The following is a 21,763-nucleotide window of genomic DNA, read 5'->3' as shown; positions in this document are numbered from 1 at the left end:
GCTTGCGGCGGAGCCCGCAAGTTTGATCAATATTTCCGCGCACAACCCGTCCGCGCCTGCCTCAACGCAAAGCTATGCTTGAGGCTCCGTCGGCCGGCAGGTCACGACGCGCCACGGCGTCTCTCAGAGGGCGCGGAACCCCCCGACGTCGGCGACGCGCCAGGAGCAGACGTTAAGAGGCCGCCGGAGACTCGCCGTTTAGGCCTGCCGGGCCAGGGCGCCGGGAAGGGAGAGTTTCGGCCGAGATCCCAACGGGAAAAACGACCCTGAGCAGACTCTCGACGTTGTCTGCGCCATGTTGTTCCGGGAAAGCGGAAACAGGAAGTTCAGTGCCAGAAGAGCCCACGCCTTTGCCTCAGGACGCCTTTAGGCCCTTCCAGACAGCCGTCGTCCCTGGAGTCGATGGCTTGCATCGCGCGATGCGGTCGATCCTCGATACCGAGCTTAGCGCCGGTTCGACGATCCTGGTTGTGGGCGCTGGTGGAGGACGCGAGCTTCAGACCCTTGGCGCGTCGCCAGCCAACTACCGCCTGGTAGGTGTTGATCCCTCTGCCGAGTTGCTCAGCTTGGCCAAGGCCTATGTCGCCGCGGACCACCTTGATCTGAGAACGACCCTGGTGGAGGGCGTCGTGGACAACCTCACAGAGGATCCAGTGTTTGACGCGGCGACGGCCCTCTTCGTGATGCACTTTCTGCCGGACGACGGGTCCAAGCTAGGTTTCCTCACCAGCATCCGTAAGCGGCTCAAGCCTGGCGCACCCTATATCCACGTCGATGTCTGCTTCGACAATGCCGCTATGTATGAGCGAATGGAGCACGCCTATGCGAGGCACGCCATATTGGGCGGCTTAGCCCCTGACGCAGCCGCTGACGTGGCGTCCAAAGTCGGCGCCATGCCTATCGTCTCCGAAACCGTCATCCGTGAGCGCCTGACGCAGAGTGGCTTCAAGATTGTTGCGCCGTTCTATCGAGGGCTTTGGTACGCCGGCTGGTGGGCCGAGGCCCAATAGGACGTCACGTCCGCTCACCACCCATCGCGGTCACTCCGGGAGTCCGGTCTCAGCCGCTCCAGAGGGCTTGAAACGGCGTTGAGAAGCCGCGACCCTCCCCCCTCGGAAGGACGTCGCACCATGACCTTGCCGCACCGCCCCAGCGCCGTGATCTTCGACATGGACGGCCTGCTGTTCGATACCGAGGCGCTTTGGCAGGAGGGTCTCCTGGCGGCCGCCGCCGAGGCGGGGCACGCGATTCCGGCCGAGGTCTATGATCAGTCCATCGGCGTACGCCGCTCGCAATGCGGGCCCCTGTTCCGCGCTCACTTCGGCGACGATTTCCGCTTCGAGGATTTCCACGCCGACTGGCGACGCCACTTCTGGCTCGTGGCCGAGAACAGGCCCGCGATGAAGCCCGGGGTCCCTGAGCTGCTGGACCTCCTGGACCAGCTGCGCCTGCCGCGCGCCATCGCCACCTCGTCGTCGCGGCCGACCGTCGAGCGTCACCTGACCGCCCACGGCCTGACCGATCGGTTCGACGCGATCATCTGCCGGGGCGACTACGAGACCGGCAAACCCGCGCCCGATCCGTTCCTGAAGGCCGCCGAGCGGCTGGGCGTCGCGCCGCGCCTCTGTCTGGCCCTCGAAGACTCGCACATCGGCGTCCGTTCGGCGGCGGCGGCCGGCATGATGACCGTGATGGTCCCCGACCTGCTCGAGCCCACGCCGGAGCTTGCCGCCCTGGGCATCGTTGTCGCGGGTAACCTGCATGAGGTCCGCGATCTGGTCCTGGCTGCTCCCTAGGGTTTGGACTCAATTGCGCGACCAGCTAACTGCGTCCTTCTCCCCTTGCGGGGTCGGGAGCGGGGCCGAGACCGGTCGGATGACGGGTCAAGCGCCGCTCTCAGAATGATAGCCGTCATCCCGGGCGACCCGCAGGGGAGACCCGGGACCCAGGGGGATTGGTTGTGGCCCCTGGGTCCCGGCTCTCCGCTTCGCTGCGGCCGGGATGACGCAGGGGGTTTGCCGGATAGGCCTTTCGACCCCTCATCCGACCCTGCTCCGCAGGGCCACCCGCAAGGGGAGAAGGAAAACCGAGGGCAAATTCATTGCGCGCGAGCCCTAGGGTTTGGAACGCTCGTCGAAATAGCGGACGTCGGGTTCGTCGCGGTCCCAATCGGCCCGCGACCCGCAGAACAGGTGCGTGCGGACGCCCTTGCCGAGCGGCGTATCGAGGGTGCCCGCCGTCACATAGACATTCGTCGCGTCCGTCTCGGCCGGCAGCGGCGTGCCGCAGGTCTGGCAGCGGGTGATCGGGTATCCCGAAGGCCGGGCGAAGGTGACGCCGTGATCCTCTCCCCTCACCCAGCGAAAGCGATCCCGCGGCACGATCAGGATAGCGTTGCCCACCGAACCCGACGCCTTGCGGCACAGCGAACAGTGGCACATCCAGACGCCGTCGAGCTCACCCTCGATCTCATAGGCCCTGGCCCCGCAAAGGCAGCTGCCGGTCAGAACGGTCATGGGCTTCCTCCCCAGACCGCCCCTGTTCTTCGGGGCGGCCCGCACCTGGCAGAGGAGCTTGAGGCGCGCCGGAATGCAACGCCTGGGCGGCCTCAGGCGACGCCCAGCTTCCCGCGCTCGCCGTCGCGGGACGTGGCCAGCTCCTCGGGCGTCAAGAACTCGGCGAGGTCGGCGGCCTCGTAGAACGGCCGTATCTCGATCTCGCTCTGGCCCGGCATGAAATTGGGATAGCGCCGCACCCAGGCCACGGCCTCCTCCATGTCCTTGACCTGCCAGATCGAGAAGCCGGCCACCAGGTCGCGGGTCTCGGGAAACGGCCCTTCGGTGATCGTGCGCTCGGCGCCTTCGCAGACGATGCGCCTAGCCTGACCGCTGTTCTGCAGCCCGGCGGCGGCCACGAAGACGCCGGCCTCCACCAAGGCGTCGTTGAACCGGTCCATCGCCGCGAACGCCTCGGCCGTGGGCGGCGCGGCGTCTCCGCTGGTCTCAGAGGCCTTCCCGAACACCATGACCCGCATCGCCTGTCTCCCTGTTTCGCCCCGCCCGCTTGGCGGCGCATCAGGATGACGAACGGGCTTGGCGCGAGCCGACATCGGCGCTGGAAACTTGTTCGCCCGCGCCCCCCCGCGTTACGGTGACCCATAGGTCGGAGCCAGCCGGCCACCAGTTGGGAGCGAGACATGATCCAGGGACCCGTCACCGGCGGCGCGCACGGCTGGGCGTTCAACCGCCCGCTCATCGACCTGGCCGCCAAGGGCTTCGTCGAAGAGGAGTTCTTCCTGACCGGGGACGCCAACCTCTACACCCCGGTTCCCGGCGCCGAGCTCGGCCGCGACGGCAAGTGGGCCGTTCAGCCCAAGGGCAAGGTCGCCTTCAAGACCCGCTTCCTGGTCTACCGCCCCGCCGACCCGGCGACGTTCAACGGCACGGTGGTGGTCTGCTGGAACAACGTCACCGCCGGTTATGAGCTGTTCTTCGGCGAAGGCCCCGAGGTGCTGGAGGACGGCTACGCCTATGTCTGCGCCACGGTGCAGAAGGTGGGCGTCCACGGCTTCGAGGACAATCCCCAGGGCCTGGCCGCCTGGGACGCCGAGCGCTACGGGACCTTGAGCATCCCCACCGATGACGCCTCCTACGACATCTTCTCCCAGGTCGCCCGCGCCGTGGGCCCGGGTCGCGACACCTCGGTGGACCCGATGGGCGGGCTGGCGGTGAAGCAGGTCATCGGCCTGGGCGCCTCCCAGTCGGCCGGGCGCCTGTCGACCTATATCAACGCCGTCCATCCCCTGCCTGCGGAACAGGGCGGTCACGCCTTCGACGGCTACATGCTGCAAATCTATTTCGGCAGCGGCACGGCCATCGAGGGCAGCGATCCCCCGGTCCGCGTCGCCCCCGGGAACGCGCGGCCGCTGCCCCGCGGCCAGAACCTGATCCGCGACGACCTCGATGTCCCGGCGATGATCGTCAACACCGAGCTGGAGGCCAAGGCCTGCCTGAAGGTGCGCCAGCCCGACACCGAGCGCTTCCGCACCTGGGAGGCCGCCGGCCTCACCCACGTCTCCTACCAGGCCCAGCTGACCCGCAATGAGAAGTTCCAGCGTGATTTCGGCACGACGCCGGCCGCGCCCTCGGAGCAGATGAACCGCATCTACCTGCAGCCCTTCTACGACGCAGCCCTGCACCACATGAACCGCTGGGTGAGCGGCGGCGCCCCACCCCCCAGCCAGCCGCTGATCGAGTTCACCGAGGACGGCCAGGTGATCCGCGACGCCCATGGTGTCGCCAAGGGCGGCGCCCGCCTGCCCCAGGCTGCGGCCCCCGTCGCCATGAACAGCGCCACCCCGGTCACAGACGACTTCGCCGGCCGTCTGAGGGGCTCCAACAAGCCCTTCGACGCGGCCAAGCTCGACGCCCTCTACGGCGACGAGGCCGGCTACCTGTCGAGCTTCCGAAAGGCCGCCGACAGCGCGGTCGCGGCCGGTGTCCTCATGCCCCGCGACGTCGAACCGGCAGTCGCCGAGGCGGCGCAGGAATACCGGCGGGCGCGGGAGGTCACGGCGCGCGAACCTGCGGCGGCGGGCTGAGGGGAGCCCCCGGGCCTAACCGCCGCGCGCCACAGGGGCGGCCACCTCGTTGCGGCGCAGGAAGGACGGGGTCCAGGGCGGGTCGTAGAACCAGGCGGTGGGCGGCCCTGTGACCCGCCAGCCCTGACCGGCCAGGGCCTGCGTCAGCTGGCCGGTGCGGCGCTCTACCGCGCGTCCGCTCCGAGAGCCGGAGAACCGCAGGACCGCGTAGTCCTGGGCCGGCAGCTCGACGATCGTGACCTTGTCGCTGGTGGGGACCGGCAGGGTCTCGCGGGTGTAGCGGGCCGGCATGATGAACTGCACCTTCCAGGAGGCGGGCCCGTCGGCGGTCTGCACCACCGGGGCGGTCATGGCGATGGACTGGGACCGGCCCGCCGCGCTCTGGGCCACCGGCGCGGTCATGGCGATGGAGGCCTTGGTGGTGTTGGCGCCGAAGATGTAGCCCGCCACCGCCTCGAACCCGGCGCTGCGGGCCGCTGTGGCCGAGCCGGAGACCGTGGCCTGGGCCGCCAGCCGGGGCCCGTAGTGGCGGATCTCCACCTTTCCGAGCCGCTCCACCAGCGTGTAGCGGGGCTGTTCGGTCCCCGCGCGGATCCCCACCAGGGCGCCCAGTCCGCCCAGGATCGCGGCCCCCAGTTCCCACACATTGGCCATCGGCTCATCTCCTCGTCTGTGACGCCTATGCGGCGGCTTCGACCGCGGATGCGCGGGGCGCCTGCACCAGGTCCCCATAGGCCCTCCAGCTGGCCAGGCCCAGCCAGGGGAAGACGATCACCAGGGCCAGGAAGCCGGTCAGCACGGTGGAGAGCGTCAGGACCGCGATCAGCAGGGCCCAGACGATCATCGGCCCGAAATTCTCCGCCACGGTGCGGAAGCTGGTGATGGTGGCCACGAAGACGCTGGTCTCCTGGTCGAGCAGCATGGGGGCGGAGACCACCACCAGGCTGTAGGTCAGGAAGGCGATCGCCCCGCCGATCAGTGAACCGGCGATCAGCATGCCGTGCCCCTCGGGGGTGGTCAGCGCGAACCGCACCAGGGTCTCCACCGTGCGGTAGATGACCCAGGTCGACAGGCCGTAGACGATCTGGGCGATCTGCAGCCAGAAGAAGAACATCATCAGCAGGGCCAGGCCCAGGATGGCGACGTCGGACGACAGCGCCCGGGGCACGAACAACATGCGTGCGAGGGTCGGGCGCTCGCCGCGGGCCAGCAGGGAACCGGCCTCGTACAGACCCATGGCCAGCATCGGCGCCACGAAAACGAAGCCACAGGTGAGCGCGAACACCCAGAAGGCCCCGCCGGTGGCCACGAAGCTCAGGCTGATCCAGAGGCTGAAGGCCGCGAGCGCCAGGCCGTAGGCCAGCAGCGGCGGCCAGGCCCGCCACAGATCGCCCCAGGCGCCCCGCAGCCAGCGGAACGGCGCGCCCACGCCGATCCTGTTCACGCGCGGCAGCCCGCCCGATGACCCCATGGTTCCCTCCCAGGCCGGCCACGTCGTTGCGCGCCGGCGCCGCCAGGATCAGCTGCGGTCGGCCCGTCCGCCTTGCGCCAGATCAAGCCGGTCCGCTAGGCCAGCCCCGCCATGACGATCAGCCGCGCCACGGCTAGGGCTCGCCGGTCTCGTCGCCGATGGCGTCCTTCACCAGCTGGCGCCAGGTCGGGTCGGTGTCGTCCACCAGGTCGACGTCGTCCAGCAGGGCCACGCCGCCGCCGCCGTCGGGGAACACCAGGCCCAGCACCTCCATGGTCTCGCCATCCTCGGTGTCGTGGACCTCGGCCTGGACGGCGATGGCCGCCTGCTCTCCGTCGTCGCTCCACCAGATCAGCGGCTGCGGCAGCGGCATCTGCAGCACCCGCGCGTTGCTGGTGTCGGCCAGGGCGAAGATCGCCGCCTTGGCCTGGACGTCCTCCAGGGTCGCGACGCCCGACGCAAACGCCTTCAGCCGCCCCCAGTCGTCGACGTCATAGCCGCCCTCGTCGTCGTCGCTCATGGTCACCATCCAGATCGTCATCCCCGGGCTTGTCCCGGGGACCCATGATCTCCGTCTGGCCACAGATCGCACAGGCGTCACCGCCTCGCCAACCCACCACCCCGGAGATCATGGGTGGCCGGGACAAGCCCGGCCATGACGAAAGGAGGGGGAATCAAAACACTTGTTTGAACCCACCCCTTGGGTCTAGCCTGAGGCTATCGCCGGGCTGTTCCGGCGGACGCGTTCTCAGGGCGGGGTGAAAGTCCCCACCGGCGGTAATGCCGACCGACCTCGCAAGGGGAAACGTCGGACGAGCCCGCGGGCGCCTGTGGGGCCTTAGGCCACGCAGGGACAGCAGACACCGGTGTGATCCCGGGGCCGACGGTTAGAGTCCGGTTATGAGAACCACTGTTGATGGGTCGCCACGCCTCCGCGCGTGGACCTAACGATCCGTCGTCAGTGTGCCTCCCTGAGTCGTGGTTGAACCACCTTAGGGAACCGACCATGACCCAAACCACCCAGACCCAAGTCACCTACGAAGTCCCCACCGCGAACGGCGCCTATCGCCCCGCCCGCATCGCCTTCGTGCAGTCCTCCTGGCACCACGCCATCGTCGACCAGGCCCGCAAGGGCTTCCTGGCGCAGATGGCCAAGCTGGGCTTCCCCGAGCACATGATCGATGTGTTCGAGACGCCGGGCGCCTTCGAGATCCCCCTTCACGCCCAGACGCTCGCCAAGACCACCAAGTACGCCGCCGTCGTCGGCTGCGCCCTGGTGGTGGACGGCGGCATCTACCGCCACGAGTTTGTCGCCGAGACGGTGGTCTCGGCCCTCATGCAGGTGCAGCTGAAGACCGAGGTGCCGATGTTCTCGGTGATCCTCACCCCCCATCACTTCCACGAGCACGACATCCACCAGAAATTCTTCGCCGAGCACTTCGTCCAGAAGGGCGCCGAGGCCGCCATCGCCTGCGCCAAGACCCTCGAAGGGTTGCAACGCGTCACGGCGGCGGCGTGATGGAGGCGCCCACAGGGTTCGAACCCCATTATCGGAAAAGCCCCCTCACCGACCCGTGGGAGCCGCTCTACAGCCGCAAAACCGACGGCGCCGTGGTCCTGGGCCTGGAGGTCACCGCCGCCCACACCAACAGCCGCGGCTTCGTCCACGGCGGCCTGATCAGCGCGCTGGCCGACAACGCCATGGGCCTGTCCTGCGGCCATCGGCTGGGGGACGGCGCCCGCCTGGTGACGGTGAACCTCACCCTGGACTTCCTGGCCTCGGCCCAGGTCGGCCAGTGGCTGGAGTTCGACACCATCTTCGTCAAACCCGGCGGCAGCCTCTGCTTCGCCCAGGCCTTCGTCACCGCCGACGGCGAGCCCTGCGCCCGGGCCAACGCGGTGTTCAAGGTGGTGCGCAAGGTGAACTGACCCTCCCCCAACAACCGTCATCCCCGGGCTTGTCCCGGGGACCTATGATCTCCGCCTCCCCGCAGATCGCGCGGCCCACGCCCAGCCATCTTGCTGGGCCACAGAGATCATGGGTGGCCGGGACAAAGCCCGGCCATGACGGTCGGATGGGTTGTCATTTTCGTCGGGTTTGCAAAGCTCAACCATGCACACCGAGGGCTCAAACGCCGTCTACATCCTGGCGAGCCGCAAGCACGGCACACTCTACATCGGCGTCACCAGCAACCTGATCCAGCGGGTCGGCGAACATCGCGACGGCCTGCGCCCGGGGTTCACCACGACCTACGGCGTGAAACGCCTGGTCTGGTACGAGCAGTTCGACGGCATCGCCGAAGCCATCCAGCGCGAGACGTCGCTGAAGAAATACCGGCGAGACTGGAAGATCAACCTGATCGAGACGGCGAACCCCAACTGGGAAGACCTTTATGAGAGCCTGTTCGCCGAGCCCAGGGGTCCGCTGAGCCCGTAGCTAACCCCCCTGATCGTCATGGCCGGCCTTGTGCCGGCCCCCCATGATCTCCGTGATCCAGCAAGCCGCCACGTCGCCGCCGCGCGACGTGACCCCCAACTCACCCTCAGACCGTCATGGCCGGGCTTGTCCCGGCCACCCATGATCTCCGAGAGTCAGCAAGCATCCCTGGCGCCCGCCGCGCGACCTGACGCCCACCTTCCCCTCAGACCGTCATGGCCGGCCTCGTGCCGGCCACCCATGATCTCCGAGGTTCAGCAAGCCGCCACGGCGCCGCCGCGCGACCTACGGCGAGACGGAGATCATGGGTCCCCGGGACAAGCCCGGGGATGACGAATCTAGGGGATGATGGATTAGGGGAGAAGGACGAGAGCCCCTACTTCGCCTCCAGCTTATCCTGCGTCTTGGTCTCGAAGTCGCTCGCCTCATGCCGCTCCCGCAGCTGGCTCGACGGCTCCCCGAACGTCCGGTTCACCATCCGGCCGCGCTGCACCGCCGGCCGCTCGGCGATCGCGTCGGTCCAGCGGATGACGTTCTTGTAGCTGGCCACGTCCAGGAACTCGCCGGCCTCATACAGCACGCCCTTGGCCATGCCGCCGTACCAGGGCCAGATGGCCATGTCGGCGATGGTGTACTCAGCCCCGCCGACGTACTCGGCCTCGGCAAGCCTCCGGTCCAGCACGTCCATCTGCCGCTTCACCTCCATGGCGTAGCGGTTGATGGCGTATTCGATCTTCATCGGCGCATAGGCGTAGAAGTGCCCGAACCCACCGCCCAGGAACGGCGCAGAGCCCATCAGCCACATCAGCCAGGACAGGCACTCGGCCCGGGCCGCCGGCTCGGTCGGCAGGAAGGCGTTGCCGAATTTTTCGGCGAGGTGGATCAGGATCGCCCCACTCTCGAACACCCGGATCGGCTCGGGCCCCGAGCGGTCCAACAGGGCCGGGATCTTGGAATTGGGATTGATGTCGACGAAGCCCGAACTGAACTGGTCCCCGGCCCCGATATTGATCAGCCAGGCGTCGTACTCGGCGCCGGTGTGCCCCAGCGCCAGCAACTCCTCCAGCATGATGGTCACCTTCACCCCGTTGGGGGTGCCCAGCGAATAGAGCTGCATCGGATGGCGCCCCACCGGCAGCACCTTCTCGGCCGTCGGTCCCGCGATCGGCCGATTGATCGCCGCAAACCGCCCCCCGCTCTCCTTGTCCCAGGTCCACACCTTGGGCGGCTCATAGGTCTCGGGGAAATTGGTCATTGTCGTGCCCTCCCAGGCGGATCGCGGTCGCGAGTTGCGTAGACAGTGCGATGTGGGGAGGGCTAGGCCAATAGGGAAGCCTTGAGAGCGACGGTCCTCGGCGTGGCGCTGATCCGAAATTGCGGCGGCGTGTTAACCCATCGGCCCAACGACTCGCTTCAGGCTCAGCATCAACCTTGGGACAGCTGTTGCGTTGTGCTCAAACTAGGTGAAGGAGGGAATCACGATGAGCGTTTTGCGAGACGACATCGCCGCCTTCGATCGCATGCGAACCGACCTCGAGGCCGAGCACAGGAACGAATGGGTGGTGTTCCACCACGGCGAATTTGTGGACGCCTTCCCTGATTTCGAAGCCGCCGCCTCCACGGCGGTCGACCGCTTTGGTGTGGGGCCATACTTGATCCGCCAGGTCGGCGCCCCACCGATCCAGCTTCCCGGCGGCATGATCTTCACCCCGGCGCACGTCCTTGGCGCAAGCGGGGTTTAAGACCGGCAAGGCCGGCTCCGGCCCGGCCGACCTCCTGTTGCAGTTGGGGCCGACCCTGTTGGTGGACATCGGATTGAAACCCCGATCCAGCGCAGGCGAACCTCCGGATTTGCAACTCAAGAAGGTCAAGGCGCTGATCGACACGGGCGCGGGCGGCGACTGCATTGATGACGGCCTGGCGCGGTCGCTCGGTTTGCCCATCACCGACGAAGGCGAGATCAGCGGCATAGGCGGCAAGCATCGCGCCTTTATCTACACCGCTCGCATCTATGTCCGGGATCTGGACCGCCTGCTCTTCCAACCTTTCACCGGAGTGAAGCTCGCCGAAGGTGAGCAATGGCATCGCGTCATCCTGGGGCGCGCCTTCTTGCGCCCGTATCGGATGACCTACGACGGCGCCACGGGACAGGTAGAGATCGGTTGAACCCGGAGCGGCTCTCACACCGCCGCCAACACCTCCGCCGCCGTCCGGACGCAGGCCGCCAGCCCCTGCGCCCACTCCGGCGGCGCAGTCACCCAGACCTGGCCGCCCAGCACCAGGTTGAGGATCAGGTCGACCATCAGCCGACGTCCTTCAGCATCTTCTCCACCGAGGCCAGCCGGGCGTGGACGTCCGCCAGGGTGGCGGACATGGCGTCCAGCGCCGTGGCGGTCTGCGCCTGGGCGGCGACAGCCTTCTCGGCGGTGAGGCGGTAGGCGTTGTCCTCGGCCACCCGGGCGCGGGCCTGGGCGACGATGGCGAAGTAGCGCATGGCGAAGACGCCAAGGATGGTCCCGAGGACCAGGCTGATGCTGATGAAGAACACGTGCTCGGACATGGGGTCTCTCTAGCTCTCGGATTTGGGGGTCAGGCTGGCCGCCGCGATGGCGATGGCTGCCGGGGTCAGGGTCAGGGCGAAGTCGGCCGCCTCGAAATAGTTCAGCGCCTTGCCGTCAGCCGACAGCTCCAGCTGGCTGGTGACGAGGCCCGCCTCCTCCAGCTTGGCCAGGTGCAGGTGCAACAGCGGCCGGCTGATGCCGATCTCGCGGGCCAGCTGGCTCACATACCGCCGCCCGCCCTGGTGCAGGGCCGCGACGATGCGCAGCCGATGCGGATTGGCCAGCGCCGACAGCTGGGCCAGCAGGTCGTCTCCCGAAGTGGGTAGGCTCTCTTTCATGTGTAAGTATTATCTGACGCATGTCAGGGAGTCAACGGGAAGTTCCTCACGCCCAGATTTTCGTCATCCCCGGGCTTGTCCCGGGGACCCATGATCTCCGCCTCCCCGCAGGTCGCGCGGCATCGGCCACGGATCCTTGCTGAACGACGGAGATCATGGGTGGCCGGGACAAGCCCGGCCATGACGATCAAAGGGAAAGGTCGTCACTCAAAACCCTCACCCTTCCCTCTCACCCTGAAGGGGCGAGGGGCGATCACCTCCAAGGCGTCGCAACGCCCCCTTGCCAACCGCCGTTCTCTCAGCCACCTTTCCCGGACCAAAGGGAAGACCCCGAGATATGAGTACCGGCTGCACTGCGGGCTGAACGCCCCACCGCACACGTCGCGCCACACCGCGCGGCCCGTCCGACACATCTCGACCCCCGGTAAATCATGGCCTTTCTGCGCAATGACGCGATCAATCGCGTCAACCTGCATTCCGGCGTCCAGGCCCTGGCCCAGGGCGCTGGCTCCATCTTCTTCTTCGTCCTCTTACTGAAGGCCGGCGTCTCGGTTCCCCACGCCCTGCTGGCCCAGGCCGCCATCGTCACCGGCCGCTTCATCCTGCGGCCGCTGGCCCTGCCGGTCGCCATCCGGTTCGGGCTCAAGCCCCTGCTGATCGCCGGGACCCTGATGCTGGCCCTGCGCTTCCCCCTGCTGGCCGAGGTCCACGGCGTGGACGCCGCCCTCCTGGCCCTGCTGGCCGTCACCGCCATCGCCGAGCTGACCTATCACCTGACCTACAACACCTATTTCGCCATGCTGGGGGACGCCGAGCATCGCGGCCATCAGGTCGCCGCGCGGGAGGCCTTCATCGCCGTGCTCAGCATCGCCTCGCCCCTGCTGGGGACCTGGGCCCTGTTGACCCTGGGACCGCGCTGGGCCTTCGCGGGGATCGCCGTGGTCCAGGCCCTGGCCGTCCTGCCCCTGCTGGGCCTGCCCAACATGGCGGTGATCCCCCACGCGCCCGGCGCCCTGCGCGCCGCGCGGCTGGCCTTCGCCATGATCGTGGTCGATGGCTGGTTCGACGCCTGCTACTTCTTCGTCTGGGAGATCGCGCTGTTCCTGTCGCTCGGCGAGAGTATCGCCGCCTATGGCGGGGCCATGGCCCTGGCCGGCCTGGTGGGCGCGGGCTTCGGCCTCTGGGTCGGCCGCCATGTGGACGGCGGCGGCGGCCGCCGCGCGGTGGCGATCGCCTATTGCGTGGCCGTCGCCCTGGTGATCCTGAAAGCCGCCAGCCTGCCCACCCCCTGGCTGGCCGTCGCCGCCCACGCGCTCGGCGCCGTGCTCCTGCCCCTGCTGCTGCCGCCGCTCGGCGCCGCGGCCTACAACCTCGCCAAGGCGTCCCCCTGCCCCTTCCGCTTCCACATGGCGACGGAAGGCGGCTGGGACATCGGCTGCGCCGGGGCCTGTGTCACCGCCGCGGGGTTGGTGAGCCTGGGGGCCCCGATGAGCGTCCCGATCCTGCTGGCCCTACCCGCGGTAGCGGCCGGGTTCGCGCTGCTGTGGCGGTATTTCGGATCTCTTCCTTCTCCCCTTGCGGGAGAAGGTGGCCCTGCGGAGCAGGGTCGGATGAGGGGTCGATAGGCCTGCTAGGCAAACCCATTCCGTCATCCCGGACGCCGGCAGGCGATCCGGGACCCAGGGGCCAAGCGCACCGCCCCTGGGTCCCGGCTCTCCGCTGCGCTACGGCCGGGATGACGTCTATTTTTCTGAGAACGGAGCGCCACCCCTCATCCGTCGCGCCCTCGCGCGACACCTTCTCCCGCAAGGGGAGAAGGACCCAAGGTGACCTCCCTTTCCACCCCGATCGCCTCCAGGAAATCCCGGTCGTGGCTCACCACCAGGATCGCCCCGTCGTAGCCCCGCAGCGCCGCCTCGATGGCGGCCAGCGAGTCCAGGTCCAGGTGGTTGCTGGGCTCGTCCAGGATCAACAGCTGCGGCGGCTGCGCGGCGCACAGCACGCAGGCCAGGGCCGCCCGCAGCCGCTCCCCACCACTGAGCGAGCCCACCGCCTTGTCTCCGGCCACATTGCGGAACAGGAACCGCGCCAGGGCCGCTCGGGCCGCGTTGTCGGTGGCCGTCGGATTGAGCCGCCGGAACGCCGCCACCAGGGTCTCGTCGTCCCGCAGCATGGCCGTCTTCTGGTCCAGCAGCGCCGCCCGCACCCCCAGGCTCACCCGCCCGGACGCTGGCGCAAGCTCGCCGGTCGCCAGCGCGATCAGCGTCGTCTTGCCCGACCCATTGGAGCCCGTCACCGCCACCCGCTCGGCCCCGGTCATCCGCAGGTCGAAGGCCAGAACCGGCCCGCCCGGATGGGCGAAGGTCACGTCCTCGAAGGCCAGCACCCCCTTGCCCGCCGCCAACCCGGAACTCGGCAGTTCGAAGGCCAGTCGCCGCAGCCGCTCCACCTTCGCCTGAGCCTCGGCCAGCTCGGCGCCGGCCTGCTCGGCCAGCTTCTCCGCAAGCCGGCCCTCGCGGGCGCCGGAGTTTTCCGCCCGCTCGGCCATGGCGCCGAGCACGATCTTCGGCGCGCTGCCCGAGGCGCCGAAGCGCTTGCCGGCGGCGTCGCGCCGCGCCTTCTTTTCCCGGGCGTCCTGGGCCTCCCGCGCCACCCGGGCCACCGTCCGTTCGGCGCTGGCCAGGCCCTGCTCGGCGGCGGCCTCCTCCTGCGCCTTGCGCTCCAGGTAGAGGTCGTAGTTCCCGCCATAGACCTTGGCGCCCAGGCCCGACAGTTCGACGATCCGGTCCATCTCCCGCAGCAGCCCCCGGTCGTGGCTGACCACGATGGCGCCGCCCTTCCAGCCGTGCAGCAGCCGGGCCACCATGGCGCGGGCCCCGGCGTCGAGATTGTTGGTGGGTTCGTCCAGCGCGATCAGGTCGGGGGCTTGGATGAGCAGCCCGGCCAGGGCCAGCCGCGTCGCCTCCCCGCCGCTCAGGGTGGCGGCGTCGCGGTCCACATGTTGGCCGGCCAGGCCCACCGCCGCGAGCGCCTGCTCAATGCGGGACTCCAAGTCCCACAAGGCGTTGGCGAAGTCGTCGTCAGTACCCCGTGACTCCTCGATGCGCACTTGTCGGTCAATGTCGGCCCGCACCCCCAGCAGGTCGGCGACGGTGGCCCCCGCCGGCGGGCTCATCGCCTGCCGCAGGACCCCGATCTTGCCGCGCACCGCGACCGACCCGGCGGCCGGCGCCAGCTCGCCAAGCATCAGCCGCAGCAGCGTGGTCTTGCCCACGCCGTTGCGTCCCACCAGGCCGGTGCGTTCGGCTCCGAAGGCGAGGTTCAGATTGTCGAAAAGGCTTACGCCGTCAGGCGTTGCGTACGAAAGACGCTCGAGTGTCAGATGGGCGGGCATGGGCGACCTTGGGGGCATGGACGTTGCGGACGGGGTGGCGTTCGCTCAGCATGCGCATGGTCGTCAGGCTCCTTCTGAAGGGTCCGATATAGGCCCCGCCCCGGTCTCGCGCAATCCGGACCCGGCATCTCCGCACCCCCTTGAGCGGCGCGCGGAAAGGCCCGACTCCTCCCTCCATGACCACCGACATGTCCGACCTCGACCGCTATGGCTGCGCCCTCCTGCCGGCCCTCCTGACGCCGGCCGCCTGCCGCGATCTGGCCGGCCTCTATGGTGATGAGGCGGGCTTCCGCAGCCGGGTGGTGATGGGGCGCCACGGCTTTGGCCAGGGCGAGTACCGCTACTTCAGCTACCCCCTGCCGGGCGCCGTCCAGGCCCTGCGCGAGGCCCTCTATCCGCAGCTGGTAGAGGTGGCCAACCGCTGGAACGAGACCCTGGGGATCGCGGTCCGCTACCCCTTGCAGCACCAGGAATACCTGGCCCGCTGCCACGCCGCCGGCCAGGTCCGCCCGACCCCGCTGCTGCTCCAGTACGGTCCCGGCGACTACAACTGCCTGCACCAGGACCTCTACGGCGAGCACGTCTTCCCCCTGCAGGTCGCCGTCCTGCTGTCCGACCCCGGGACCGACTTTACCGGCGGTGAATTTGTCCTGACAGAACAACGGCCTCGCATGCAGTCTCGCGCCGAGGTCGTGCCGCTCCGGCAGGGCGACGCCGTGGTCTTCGCCGTCCACCACCGTCCCGTCCAGGGGACCCGCGGTGCCTACCGGGTGAGCATGCGCCACGGCGTCAGCCGCCTGCGCAGCGGCCAGCGCCATACCCTGGGGATCATCTTCCACGACGCGGCTTGAGCCTTGCCTTGAGGCCGAGATAGGCGAACGCTCTCCCCCTCAGTTGGGGAGTTCCGCCTTGCACCGTTTGACCCTACCGCTTGCGATCCTGCTCGCGTCCAGCGCCCTGCCCGCCCTCGCCGCCACCCCGGACCAGGAGGCCCACAAGGCGGCCATCGTGCTGGACACCCACTTCGACACCCCGGCCAACTTCCACCGCCCCGGCTGGGACATCATGGACCGCCACTCGTTCAAGGCCGACGGCAGCCAGGTGGACTATCCGCGCATGGTGGACGGCGGGGTCGACGGCGGCTTCTTCGCCATCTTCACCCCCCAGGGTCCGCGCACCCCGGAGGGCGACGCCAAGTCCCGCGACGCGGCCCTGCTGCGGGCCGTGGAGATCCACGAGATGGTGGCCAAGCACGGCGCCCAGTTCGTGCTCGCCACCCGGGCCGAGGAGGCCGCGCCGATCGTGGCGGCCGGCAAGAAGGTGGTCTTCATGAGCATGGAGAACAGCCAGCCGGTGGAGGCTGACCTCACCCTGATGCAGACCTTCTACACCCTTGGTGTGCGGATGATGGGGCCCATCCACTTCCTCAACAACGACCTGGGGGACTCCTCCACCGACCCCAAGGGCCTGGAGTGGCACGGCCTCAGTCCCAAGGGGAAAGCCTTCGTCGCCGAGGCCAATCGGCTTGGCATCGTGCTGGACGCCAGCCATGCGTCGGACGACGTGCTGGACCAGATGCTGGAGCTCTCGACGACCCCGATCATCCTGTCGCACTCAGGCCTGGACGCCGTCTTCGACAACCCCCGCAACATCGATGATGCGCGGCTCAAGGCCCTGGCCGCCAAGGGCGGGGTGATCCAGATCAACGCCTTCTCCAACTACATGGTCCCGACGCCCAAGATCCCCGAGCGCGAGGCCGCCATGGCCGACCTGATGAAGTCGGTGGGCGCCACCGGCCGCGACATGACGGCCGAGCAGCGCAAGGCCTTCCTGGACGGCCGCAAGGCCATCGACGCCAAGTGGCCGGTGCCCCGCGCCAACCTCGACGACTACATGAAGCACATGCTGCACGCCATCGAGGTGGCCGGGATCGACCACGTCGGCGTCTCCGGCGACTTCGACGGCGGCGGCGGCATCGCGGGCCTGGAGGACGTCACCGACTACCCCAGGATCACCGAGCGCCTGATGGCCGCCGGCTACTCCACGGAAGACGTCGCCAAGGTCTGGGGCGGCAACGCCCTGCGTGTCCTCAAGGCCGCCGCCGACGGCCGGACGGCCAAATAGCGGGGCTTGCCTGACGCGGGGACCAGGCGTCCACATACCCCCGAGGGCTGGCGTTGGACCGGCCACAAGGGAGACGCGCATGGACCTGGGCCTCAAGGACAAGACCATCTTCGTGGCCGGCGCCAGCCGCGGCATCGGGCTGGGGATCGTGGAGGCCTGCCTGGCGGAGGGCGCCAAGGTGGCGATCACCGCCCGCGGCGCCGAGGCCCTGGAGGAGACCCGCGCCCGGCTCGCCGCCCAGTATGGCGCGGACAAGCTCTGGGCGATGTCCGGCGACATGCGCGACACCGCCACCATCGAGAAGGCCCTGGCCGGGGCGGAGGCGGCGCTTGGCCCCATCTTTGGCGCCGTGGCCAATGTCGGCCTCCACCCCTGCCCGCCCGGCACGGAGGTGGATGACGACACCTGGGACGCGGGCTTCTCGCAGAACCTGGGCTCGGCCTGGCGGCTGGCGCGGGGCGCCTACCGGATGATGGCCCCACGCGGCGAGGGCGCGATCCTGTTCATCAGCTCCATCGCCGGCCTCGGCGCGCTGGGGACGCCGCTGACCTACGGCACGGCCAAGGCGGCGATGAACCACCTGGCCAAGGAGCTGGCCAAGATCACCGGCCCCAGCGGCGTGCGGGTCAACGCCATCGCGCCGGGCAACATCGTCTTCCCCGGCGGCGACTGGGAGCAGCGTTCCCAGGGTCCCCGCGCGGCGGCCTGGACCCGCTGGCTGGAGCGCGAGGTGCCGATGAAGCGGTTCGGCAGGCCGGAGGAAATCGGCTCGGCCGCCGCCTTCCTGCTGAGCCCGCAGGCCAGCTTCGTGCACGGCGCGGTGCTGCCGGTGGACGGCGGACAGACCCGATGACCTACGAACACCTGGACCTCCGCGTCGACGGCGACGTCATCTGGGCCACCATGAACCGGCCCGAGCGTCTGAACGCCCTGAACCGCAAGCTGGTGGAGGAACTGCGGGACTTCTTCGTCGGCCTCTATTGGCGGCGCGATGTCCGCGTCGTGGTGCTCTGCGGCGCCGGCGGGGCCTTCTGCGCCGGCCTCGACCTGAAGGAGCGGTCGGGCTCCAATACGGACGGCAAGCGCTCGGTGGGGGCCGGCCTCACCGGCCAGCGGCAGATCAGCGAGATCGTCATCGCCATGCGCCGCTGCCCGCAGCCGATCATCGCCTGCGTCGACGGCGCGGCCAGCGGCGGCGGCTTCGCCCTGGCCCTGGCCTCCGATGTTCGGATCGCCACCCCGCGCACCCGAATGAACGCCGCCTTCATCCGCATCGGCCTGTCGGCCTGCGATATCGGGGTCAGCTACTTCCTGCCGCGCATGGTGGGCAGTTCGGTGGCCGCCGAATACATGCTGACCGGCCGCTTCATCGACGCCGAGCGGGCCTATCAACTCGGCCTGGTCAGCCGCGTTGTCGCCCCCGAAGCCCTGGAGGCGGAAGGCGCCGCCTTCGCCAAGGACATGCTCAACGCCACGCCGCTCGGCCTGCGCCTCACCAAGGAGGCCCTGAATCACGCCATCGACGCCAACGGCCTGGAGGCGGTGATCGCCATGGAGGACCGCAACCAGATCCTCTGCGCCCAGGATGACGATTTCGGCGAAGGCGTCCGCGCCTTCCTGGAAAAGCGGTAGCCGGTCTATGAACGCCGGGAAAGCTGATTGCTGCTGACAGATTCTGGCAGTTGGCGCGTTAGACTCCGCGGGCGACCACGGAGGCCTGGGAGCCGGTGTCCCTGCGACATTTGTTCCCAGATTGTTCCCATGTTATCCGTGAGTCCGTTCACTACATTAAGCGGTCCCGCCGACACCCACGGCGGGTGATGGGCGTTTCAGGACAACATGGCCGAACAGCTGAACTTCATCCGCGTGCGCGGCGCGCGTGAGCACAATCTGAAGAACGTCAACGTGGATATCCCGCGCGGCGAGCTGGTGGTGATCACCGGGCTGTCGGGCTCGGGCAAGAGCTCGCTGGCCTTCGACACCATCTACGCCGAGGGCCAGCGGCGCTATGTCGAGAGCCTGTCGGCCTATGCGCGCCAGTTCCTGGAGCTGATGTCCAAGCCCGACGTGGACCTGATCGAGGGCCTGAGCCCCGCCATCTCCATCGAGCAGAAGACCACCAGCCGCAATCCGCGCTCCACCGTCGGCACGGTCACCGAGATCCACGACTATATGCGCCTGCTGTGGGCTCGCGTCGGCGTGCCCTATTCGCCAGCCACCGGCCTGCCCATCGAGAGCCAGACCGTCTCCATGATGGTCGACAAGCTGGTGGCCCTGCCTGAGGGCGAGCGCCTCTACCTGCTGGCCCCGGTGATCCGCGGCCGTAAGGGTGAGTACCGCAAGGAGATCGCCGAATGGCAGCGGGCCGGCTTCCAGCGGCTGAAGATCGACGGCGAGTTCTTCCCCATCGAGGACGCGCCCGTCCTGGACAAGAAGTTCAAGCACGACATCGACATCGTGGTGGACCGGCTGGTGACCAAGGCCGGCCTCGAGGGCCGCTACGCCGACAGCCTGGAGACTGCGCTCAAGCTCGCCGACGGCATCGCCGTGGCCGAGTGGGCCGACAAGGCCGAGGGCGAGACCGAGCCCCGCCGCCTGCTGTTCTCCGAGAAGTTCGCCTGCCCGGTCTCCGGCTTCACCATCAGCGAAATCGAGCCGCGGCTGTTCTCGTTCAACAACCCCTATGGCGCCTGCCCGGTCTGCGACGGTCTGGGGATGAAGCTGGCCTTCGACGCCGACACCATCGTGCCCGACAAGGACAAGTCCCTGCACAAGGGCGCCATCGCGCCCTGGTCCAAGGGCCCCTCGCCTCTCTACACCCAGACCCTGCAGGCCCTGTCGCGCCACTACGGCTTCTCGATGGACGAGCCGTTCTGGAAACTGCCCGAGCAGGCCAAGAAGGTCGTCCTCTACGGATCGGGGACCGACAAGATCAAGTTCATCTATGACGACAACGCCCGGAAGTACGAGGTCAACAAGACCTTCGAAGGCGTGCTGCCGAACCTGGAACGCCGCTGGCGGGAAACCGATAGCTCCTGGGTGCGCGAGGAGCTGGGCCGCTACCAGTCGGAAACCCCCTGCGAAGCCTGCGAGGGCTATCGCCTGAAGCCGGAAAGCCTGGCGGTGAAGATCGCCGGCCAGCATGTCGGCCAGGTCTCGCGCCTGTCGATCCGCCACGCCGAGGAATGGTTCACCGCGCTGGAGACCAGCCTCACCGCCAAACAGATGGAGATCGCCCGCCGCATCCTCAAGGAGATCAATGATCGCCTGCGGTTCCTGGTGAACGTCGGCCTGGACTACCTGAACCTCAGCCGCGCCTCGGGCACCCTGTCGGGTGGCGAAAGCCAGCGCATCCGCCTGGCCAGCCAGATCGGCTCGGGCCTCACCGGCGTGCTCTATGTGCTGGACGAACCGTCGATCGGCCTGCACCAGCGCGACAACACCCGCCTGCTCACCAGCCTCAAGGGCCTGCGCGACCTCGGCAACTCGGTGCTGGTGGTGGAGCATGACGAGGAGGCGATCATGACCGCTGACTACGTCATCGACATGGGCCCGGCCGCCGGCATCCATGGCGGCAACATCATCGCCGAGGGCACCGCCGCCCAGGTGATGGCCAACCCGAAAAGCATCACCGGCCAATACCTGTCGGGCGTCCGCGAGATCGAGGTGCCGCAGGATCGCCGCCCGATCTCCAAGAAGAAGGTGCTGCGGGTCGTCGGCGCCACCGGCAACAACCTGAAGAATGTGACGGGCGAGATCCCGGCTGGGACCTTCACCTGCATCACCGGGGTGTCGGGGGGCGGCAAGTCCACCTTCACCATCGAGACCCTGTACAAGGCCGCGGCGCGCAGGTTGCACAACGCCTCGGACGCGCCGGCGCCCCACGACCGGATCGAGGGGCTGGAGATGTTCGACAAGGTCATCGACATCGACCAGTCGCCCATCGGCCGCACGCCGCGCTCCAACCCGGCCACCTATACCGGCGCCTTCCAGCCGATCCGCGACTGGTTCGCCGGCCTGCCAGAGTCCAAGGCCCGCGGCTATGGGCCGGGCCGGTTCAGCTTCAACGTCAAGGGCGGCCGCTGCGAGGCCTGCCAGGGCGACGGGCTGATCAAGATCGAGATGCACTTCCTGCCCGACGTCTACGTCACCTGCGATGTCTGCCACGGCAAGCGCTACAACCGCGAGACCCTCGAGGTGCTGTTCAAGGGCAAGTCGATCTCCGACGTCCTGGACATGACCGTCGAGGAGGCCGCCGACTTCTTCAAGGCGGTGCCGCCGGTGCGCGACAAGATGGATACGCTGAAGAAGGTGGGCCTGGGCTACGTCCAGGTCGGCCAGTCGGCGACGACGCTCTCGGGCGGCGAGGCCCAGCGGGTGAAGCTGTCCAAGGAGCTGTCGCGCAAGGCCACCGGCAAGACCCTCTACATCCTCGATGAGCCCACCACGGGCCTGCACTTCGAGGACGTGAAGAAGCTGTTGGAGGTGCTCCACGAGCTGGCCGACCAGGGCAACACCATGGTGGTCATCGAGCACAATCTCGACGTCGTGAAGACCGCCGACTGGATCGTCGACTTCGGTCCCGAGGGCGGCGACGGCGGCGGCGAGATCGTGGCCCAGGGCACCCCGGAACAGGTGGCCGCCAATTCCAACAGCTGGACCGGCCGCTACCTCGCCGAGGTCCTCAAGCGCCACGAGGACCGCCGCAAGGCCCGGGTGAAGAAGCTGGTCAACGCCTAGCGAAAACCTCCCTCCCCTGCATGGGGAGGGAGTAGAAGCTCTTCCCTCAAACAGCCGTTCGAAATAGCGTCGCTCCATTGTTTTGATCATTGGAGTCG

24 protein-coding genes and 1 riboswitch are annotated in these 21,763 nt (G+C 68.3%); of the genes, 14 read left to right on the top strand and 10 right to left on the bottom strand.

Annotation, left to right across the window (positions count from 1 at the left end; translation table 11 throughout):
- The first annotated feature begins 407 nt into the window (after positions 1-407).
- Positions 408-1,010: a class I SAM-dependent methyltransferase gene (locus JKL49_RS08595; protein ID WP_215339796.1), complete on the top strand. Its 603-nt coding sequence runs from the start codon at positions 408-410 to the stop codon at positions 1,008-1,010.
- Between the two features lie 120 nt (positions 1,011-1,130).
- Entirely contained in the window at positions 1,131-1,796 is a 666-nt protein-coding gene (locus JKL49_RS08590) for an HAD family hydrolase (RefSeq protein WP_215339795.1), read from the top strand.
- A gap of 318 nt (positions 1,797-2,114) precedes the next feature.
- Here the strand turns inward: JKL49_RS08590 and JKL49_RS08585 are convergent, their stop codons facing one another.
- Together JKL49_RS08585 and JKL49_RS08580 are read right to left on the bottom strand one after the other, a co-directional pair.
- A complete protein-coding gene (locus JKL49_RS08585; protein ID WP_215339794.1) occupies positions 2,115-2,516 on the bottom strand; it encodes a GFA family protein in 402 nt (133 codons plus the stop codon).
- A 92-nt stretch (positions 2,517-2,608) separates the two neighbouring features.
- Entirely contained in the window at positions 2,609-3,034 is a 426-nt protein-coding gene (locus JKL49_RS08580; protein WP_215339793.1) for a YciI family protein, read from the bottom strand.
- A gap of 162 nt (positions 3,035-3,196) precedes the next feature.
- On the opposite strand from JKL49_RS08580, the gene JKL49_RS08575 reads away from it, so the two are divergent.
- Positions 3,197-4,600, top strand: coding sequence for an alpha/beta hydrolase domain-containing protein (locus JKL49_RS08575; RefSeq protein ID WP_215339792.1), 1,404 nt, complete (start codon positions 3,197-3,199; stop codon positions 4,598-4,600).
- Positions 4,601-4,615: 15 nt separating this feature from the next.
- Here JKL49_RS08575 and JKL49_RS08570 read toward each other — a convergent pair whose 3' ends face one another.
- From JKL49_RS08570 to JKL49_RS08560, 3 genes are all read right to left on the bottom strand, one after another.
- The gene (locus tag JKL49_RS08570) at positions 4,616-5,254 is read right to left on the bottom strand and encodes an SOUL family heme-binding protein (RefSeq protein WP_215339791.1); all 639 of its coding nucleotides are present in this window, start codon (positions 5,252-5,254) and stop codon (positions 4,616-4,618) included.
- A gap of 25 nt (positions 5,255-5,279) precedes the next feature.
- Positions 5,280-6,071, bottom strand: a complete 792-nt coding sequence (locus JKL49_RS08565; RefSeq protein WP_215339790.1) for a DUF2189 domain-containing protein — start codon at positions 6,069-6,071, stop codon at positions 5,280-5,282.
- Between the two features lie 133 nt (positions 6,072-6,204).
- Entirely contained in the window at positions 6,205-6,591 is a 387-nt protein-coding gene (locus JKL49_RS08560; protein WP_249778059.1) for a hypothetical protein, read from the bottom strand.
- A 220-nt stretch (positions 6,592-6,811) separates the two neighbouring features.
- Positions 6,812-6,983: riboswitch (FMN riboswitch) on the top strand.
- Between the two features lie 94 nt (positions 6,984-7,077).
- Here JKL49_RS08560 and JKL49_RS08555 point away from each other — a divergent pair.
- The 3 genes from JKL49_RS08555 to JKL49_RS08545 all read left to right on the top strand — a co-directional run bounded on the left by JKL49_RS08555 (position 7,078) and on the right by JKL49_RS08545 (position 8,508).
- Complete coding sequence (locus tag JKL49_RS08555) at positions 7,078-7,590, top strand: 6,7-dimethyl-8-ribityllumazine synthase (protein ID WP_215339789.1); 513 nt, start codon at positions 7,078-7,080, stop codon at positions 7,588-7,590.
- On the top strand, positions 7,590-8,000 hold the full coding sequence (locus JKL49_RS08550) for a PaaI family thioesterase (protein WP_215339788.1): 411 nt from the start codon (positions 7,590-7,592) through the stop codon (positions 7,998-8,000). Before JKL49_RS08555 ends, JKL49_RS08550 begins: the two co-directional genes overlap by 1 nt.
- Before the next feature lie 184 nt (positions 8,001-8,184).
- Positions 8,185-8,508, top strand: coding sequence for a GIY-YIG nuclease family protein (locus tag JKL49_RS08545; protein WP_215339787.1), 324 nt, complete (start codon positions 8,185-8,187; stop codon positions 8,506-8,508).
- Between the two features lie 376 nt (positions 8,509-8,884).
- Here the strand turns inward: JKL49_RS08545 and yghU are convergent, their stop codons facing one another.
- Complete coding sequence (gene yghU, locus JKL49_RS08540; RefSeq protein WP_215339786.1) at positions 8,885-9,763, bottom strand: glutathione-dependent disulfide-bond oxidoreductase; 879 nt, start codon at positions 9,761-9,763, stop codon at positions 8,885-8,887.
- 226 nt (positions 9,764-9,989) lie between these two features.
- On the opposite strand from yghU, the gene JKL49_RS08535 reads away from it, so the two are divergent.
- On the top strand, positions 9,990-10,250 hold the full coding sequence (locus JKL49_RS08535; protein ID WP_215339785.1) for a hypothetical protein: 261 nt from the start codon (positions 9,990-9,992) through the stop codon (positions 10,248-10,250).
- Positions 10,231-10,674 (top strand): pepsin/retropepsin-like aspartic protease family protein, encoded by a 444-nt coding sequence (locus JKL49_RS08530; protein ID WP_215339784.1) that lies wholly within the window; start codon positions 10,231-10,233, stop codon positions 10,672-10,674. Before JKL49_RS08535 ends, JKL49_RS08530 begins: the two co-directional genes overlap by 20 nt.
- Before the next feature lie 14 nt (positions 10,675-10,688).
- Here the strand turns inward: JKL49_RS08530 and JKL49_RS21185 are convergent, their stop codons facing one another.
- From JKL49_RS21185 to JKL49_RS08520, 3 genes are read right to left on the bottom strand one after another with little or no spacing between them, the layout of a single operon-like run.
- On the bottom strand, positions 10,689-10,811 hold the full coding sequence (locus JKL49_RS21185; protein ID WP_283816631.1) for a hypothetical protein: 123 nt from the start codon (positions 10,809-10,811) through the stop codon (positions 10,689-10,691).
- Entirely contained in the window at positions 10,811-11,068 is a 258-nt protein-coding gene (locus tag JKL49_RS08525; protein ID WP_215339783.1) for a hypothetical protein, read from the bottom strand. Before JKL49_RS08525 ends, JKL49_RS21185 begins: the two co-directional genes overlap by 1 nt.
- Before the next feature lie 9 nt (positions 11,069-11,077).
- The gene (locus JKL49_RS08520; RefSeq protein WP_215339782.1) at positions 11,078-11,407 is read right to left on the bottom strand and encodes an ArsR/SmtB family transcription factor; all 330 of its coding nucleotides are present in this window, start codon (positions 11,405-11,407) and stop codon (positions 11,078-11,080) included.
- A 431-nt stretch (positions 11,408-11,838) separates the two neighbouring features.
- Between JKL49_RS08520 and JKL49_RS08515 the strand changes: the two genes are divergently transcribed.
- Positions 11,839-13,032 (top strand): MFS transporter, encoded by a 1,194-nt coding sequence (locus JKL49_RS08515; protein ID WP_215339781.1) that lies wholly within the window; start codon positions 11,839-11,841, stop codon positions 13,030-13,032.
- Positions 13,033-13,178: 146 nt separating this feature from the next.
- On the opposite strand, the gene JKL49_RS08510 is transcribed toward JKL49_RS08515, so the two are convergent.
- The gene (locus tag JKL49_RS08510) at positions 13,179-14,801 is read right to left on the bottom strand and encodes an ABC-F family ATP-binding cassette domain-containing protein (protein ID WP_215339780.1); all 1,623 of its coding nucleotides are present in this window, start codon (positions 14,799-14,801) and stop codon (positions 13,179-13,181) included.
- 176 nt (positions 14,802-14,977) lie between these two features.
- Here JKL49_RS08510 and JKL49_RS08505 point away from each other — a divergent pair, with 176 nt between their 5' ends.
- The 5 genes from JKL49_RS08505 to uvrA all read left to right on the top strand — a co-directional run bounded on the left by JKL49_RS08505 (position 14,978) and on the right by uvrA (position 21,665).
- On the top strand, positions 14,978-15,652 hold the full coding sequence (locus tag JKL49_RS08505) for a 2OG-Fe(II) oxygenase (protein WP_215339779.1): 675 nt from the start codon (positions 14,978-14,980) through the stop codon (positions 15,650-15,652).
- Positions 15,653-15,710: 58 nt separating this feature from the next.
- Entirely contained in the window at positions 15,711-16,925 is a 1,215-nt protein-coding gene (locus JKL49_RS08500) for a dipeptidase (RefSeq protein ID WP_249778058.1), read from the top strand.
- Positions 16,926-17,004: 79 nt separating this feature from the next.
- Positions 17,005-17,778, top strand: a complete 774-nt coding sequence (locus JKL49_RS08495) for an SDR family NAD(P)-dependent oxidoreductase (RefSeq protein WP_215339778.1) — start codon at positions 17,005-17,007, stop codon at positions 17,776-17,778.
- Entirely contained in the window at positions 17,775-18,557 is a 783-nt protein-coding gene (locus tag JKL49_RS08490) for an enoyl-CoA hydratase/isomerase family protein (protein ID WP_215339777.1), read from the top strand. The genes JKL49_RS08495 and JKL49_RS08490 overlap by 4 nt, the downstream gene beginning before the upstream one ends.
- A 207-nt stretch (positions 18,558-18,764) precedes the next feature.
- Positions 18,765-21,665: an excinuclease ABC subunit UvrA gene (uvrA, locus tag JKL49_RS08485; protein ID WP_215339776.1), complete on the top strand. Its 2,901-nt coding sequence runs from the start codon at positions 18,765-18,767 to the stop codon at positions 21,663-21,665.
- Positions 21,666-21,763: the final 98 nt, after the last annotated feature.

The sequence above is a fragment of the Phenylobacterium glaciei genome (genome assembly GCF_016772415.1).
In the GTDB taxonomy this organism is placed as follows: domain Bacteria; phylum Pseudomonadota; class Alphaproteobacteria; order Caulobacterales; family Caulobacteraceae; genus Phenylobacterium; species Phenylobacterium glaciei.
This window is presented reverse-complemented; position numbering and strand designations above follow the sequence as displayed.

What these genes read in the sequence shown, in the direction of transcription:
- JKL49_RS08590 (WP_215339795.1), top strand. Translation starts at nt 1,131, where the DNA reads ATGACCTTGCCGCACCGCCCCAGCGCCGTGATCTTCGACATGGACGGC.
- JKL49_RS08585 (WP_215339794.1), bottom strand. Translation starts at nt 2,516, where the DNA reads ATGACCGTTCTGACCGGCAGCTGCCTTTGCGGGGCCAGGGCCTATGAG.
- JKL49_RS08580 (WP_215339793.1), bottom strand. Translation starts at nt 3,034, where the DNA reads ATGCGGGTCATGGTGTTCGGGAAGGCCTCTGAGACCAGCGGAGACGCC.
- JKL49_RS08575 (WP_215339792.1), top strand. Translation starts at nt 3,197, where the DNA reads ATGATCCAGGGACCCGTCACCGGCGGCGCGCACGGCTGGGCGTTCAAC.
- JKL49_RS08570 (WP_215339791.1), bottom strand. Translation starts at nt 5,254, where the DNA reads ATGGCCAATGTGTGGGAACTGGGGGCCGCGATCCTGGGCGGACTGGGC.
- JKL49_RS08565 (WP_215339790.1), bottom strand. Translation starts at nt 6,071, where the DNA reads ATGGGGTCATCGGGCGGGCTGCCGCGCGTGAACAGGATCGGCGTGGGC.
- JKL49_RS08560 (WP_249778059.1), bottom strand. Translation starts at nt 6,591, where the DNA reads ATGAGCGACGACGACGAGGGCGGCTATGACGTCGACGACTGGGGGCGG.
- JKL49_RS08555 (WP_215339789.1), top strand. Translation starts at nt 7,078, where the DNA reads ATGACCCAAACCACCCAGACCCAAGTCACCTACGAAGTCCCCACCGCG.
- JKL49_RS08550 (WP_215339788.1), top strand. Translation starts at nt 7,590, where the DNA reads ATGGAGGCGCCCACAGGGTTCGAACCCCATTATCGGAAAAGCCCCCTC.
- JKL49_RS08545 (WP_215339787.1), top strand. Translation starts at nt 8,185, where the DNA reads ATGCACACCGAGGGCTCAAACGCCGTCTACATCCTGGCGAGCCGCAAG.
- yghU (WP_215339786.1), bottom strand. Translation starts at nt 9,763, where the DNA reads ATGACCAATTTCCCCGAGACCTATGAGCCGCCCAAGGTGTGGACCTGG.
- JKL49_RS08535 (WP_215339785.1), top strand. Translation starts at nt 9,990, where the DNA reads ATGAGCGTTTTGCGAGACGACATCGCCGCCTTCGATCGCATGCGAACC.
- JKL49_RS21185 (WP_283816631.1), bottom strand. Translation starts at nt 10,811, where the DNA reads ATGGTCGACCTGATCCTCAACCTGGTGCTGGGCGGCCAGGTCTGGGTG.
- JKL49_RS08525 (WP_215339783.1), bottom strand. Translation starts at nt 11,068, where the DNA reads ATGTCCGAGCACGTGTTCTTCATCAGCATCAGCCTGGTCCTCGGGACC.
- JKL49_RS08520 (WP_215339782.1), bottom strand. Translation starts at nt 11,407, where the DNA reads ATGAAAGAGAGCCTACCCACTTCGGGAGACGACCTGCTGGCCCAGCTG.
- JKL49_RS08515 (WP_215339781.1), top strand. Translation starts at nt 11,839, where the DNA reads ATGGCCTTTCTGCGCAATGACGCGATCAATCGCGTCAACCTGCATTCC.
- JKL49_RS08510 (WP_215339780.1), bottom strand. Translation starts at nt 14,801, where the DNA reads ATGCCCGCCCATCTGACACTCGAGCGTCTTTCGTACGCAACGCCTGAC.
- JKL49_RS08505 (WP_215339779.1), top strand. Translation starts at nt 14,978, where the DNA reads ATGACCACCGACATGTCCGACCTCGACCGCTATGGCTGCGCCCTCCTG.
- JKL49_RS08495 (WP_215339778.1), top strand. Translation starts at nt 17,005, where the DNA reads ATGGACCTGGGCCTCAAGGACAAGACCATCTTCGTGGCCGGCGCCAGC.
- JKL49_RS08490 (WP_215339777.1), top strand. Translation starts at nt 17,775, where the DNA reads ATGACCTACGAACACCTGGACCTCCGCGTCGACGGCGACGTCATCTGG.
- uvrA (WP_215339776.1), top strand. Translation starts at nt 18,765, where the DNA reads ATGGCCGAACAGCTGAACTTCATCCGCGTGCGCGGCGCGCGTGAGCAC.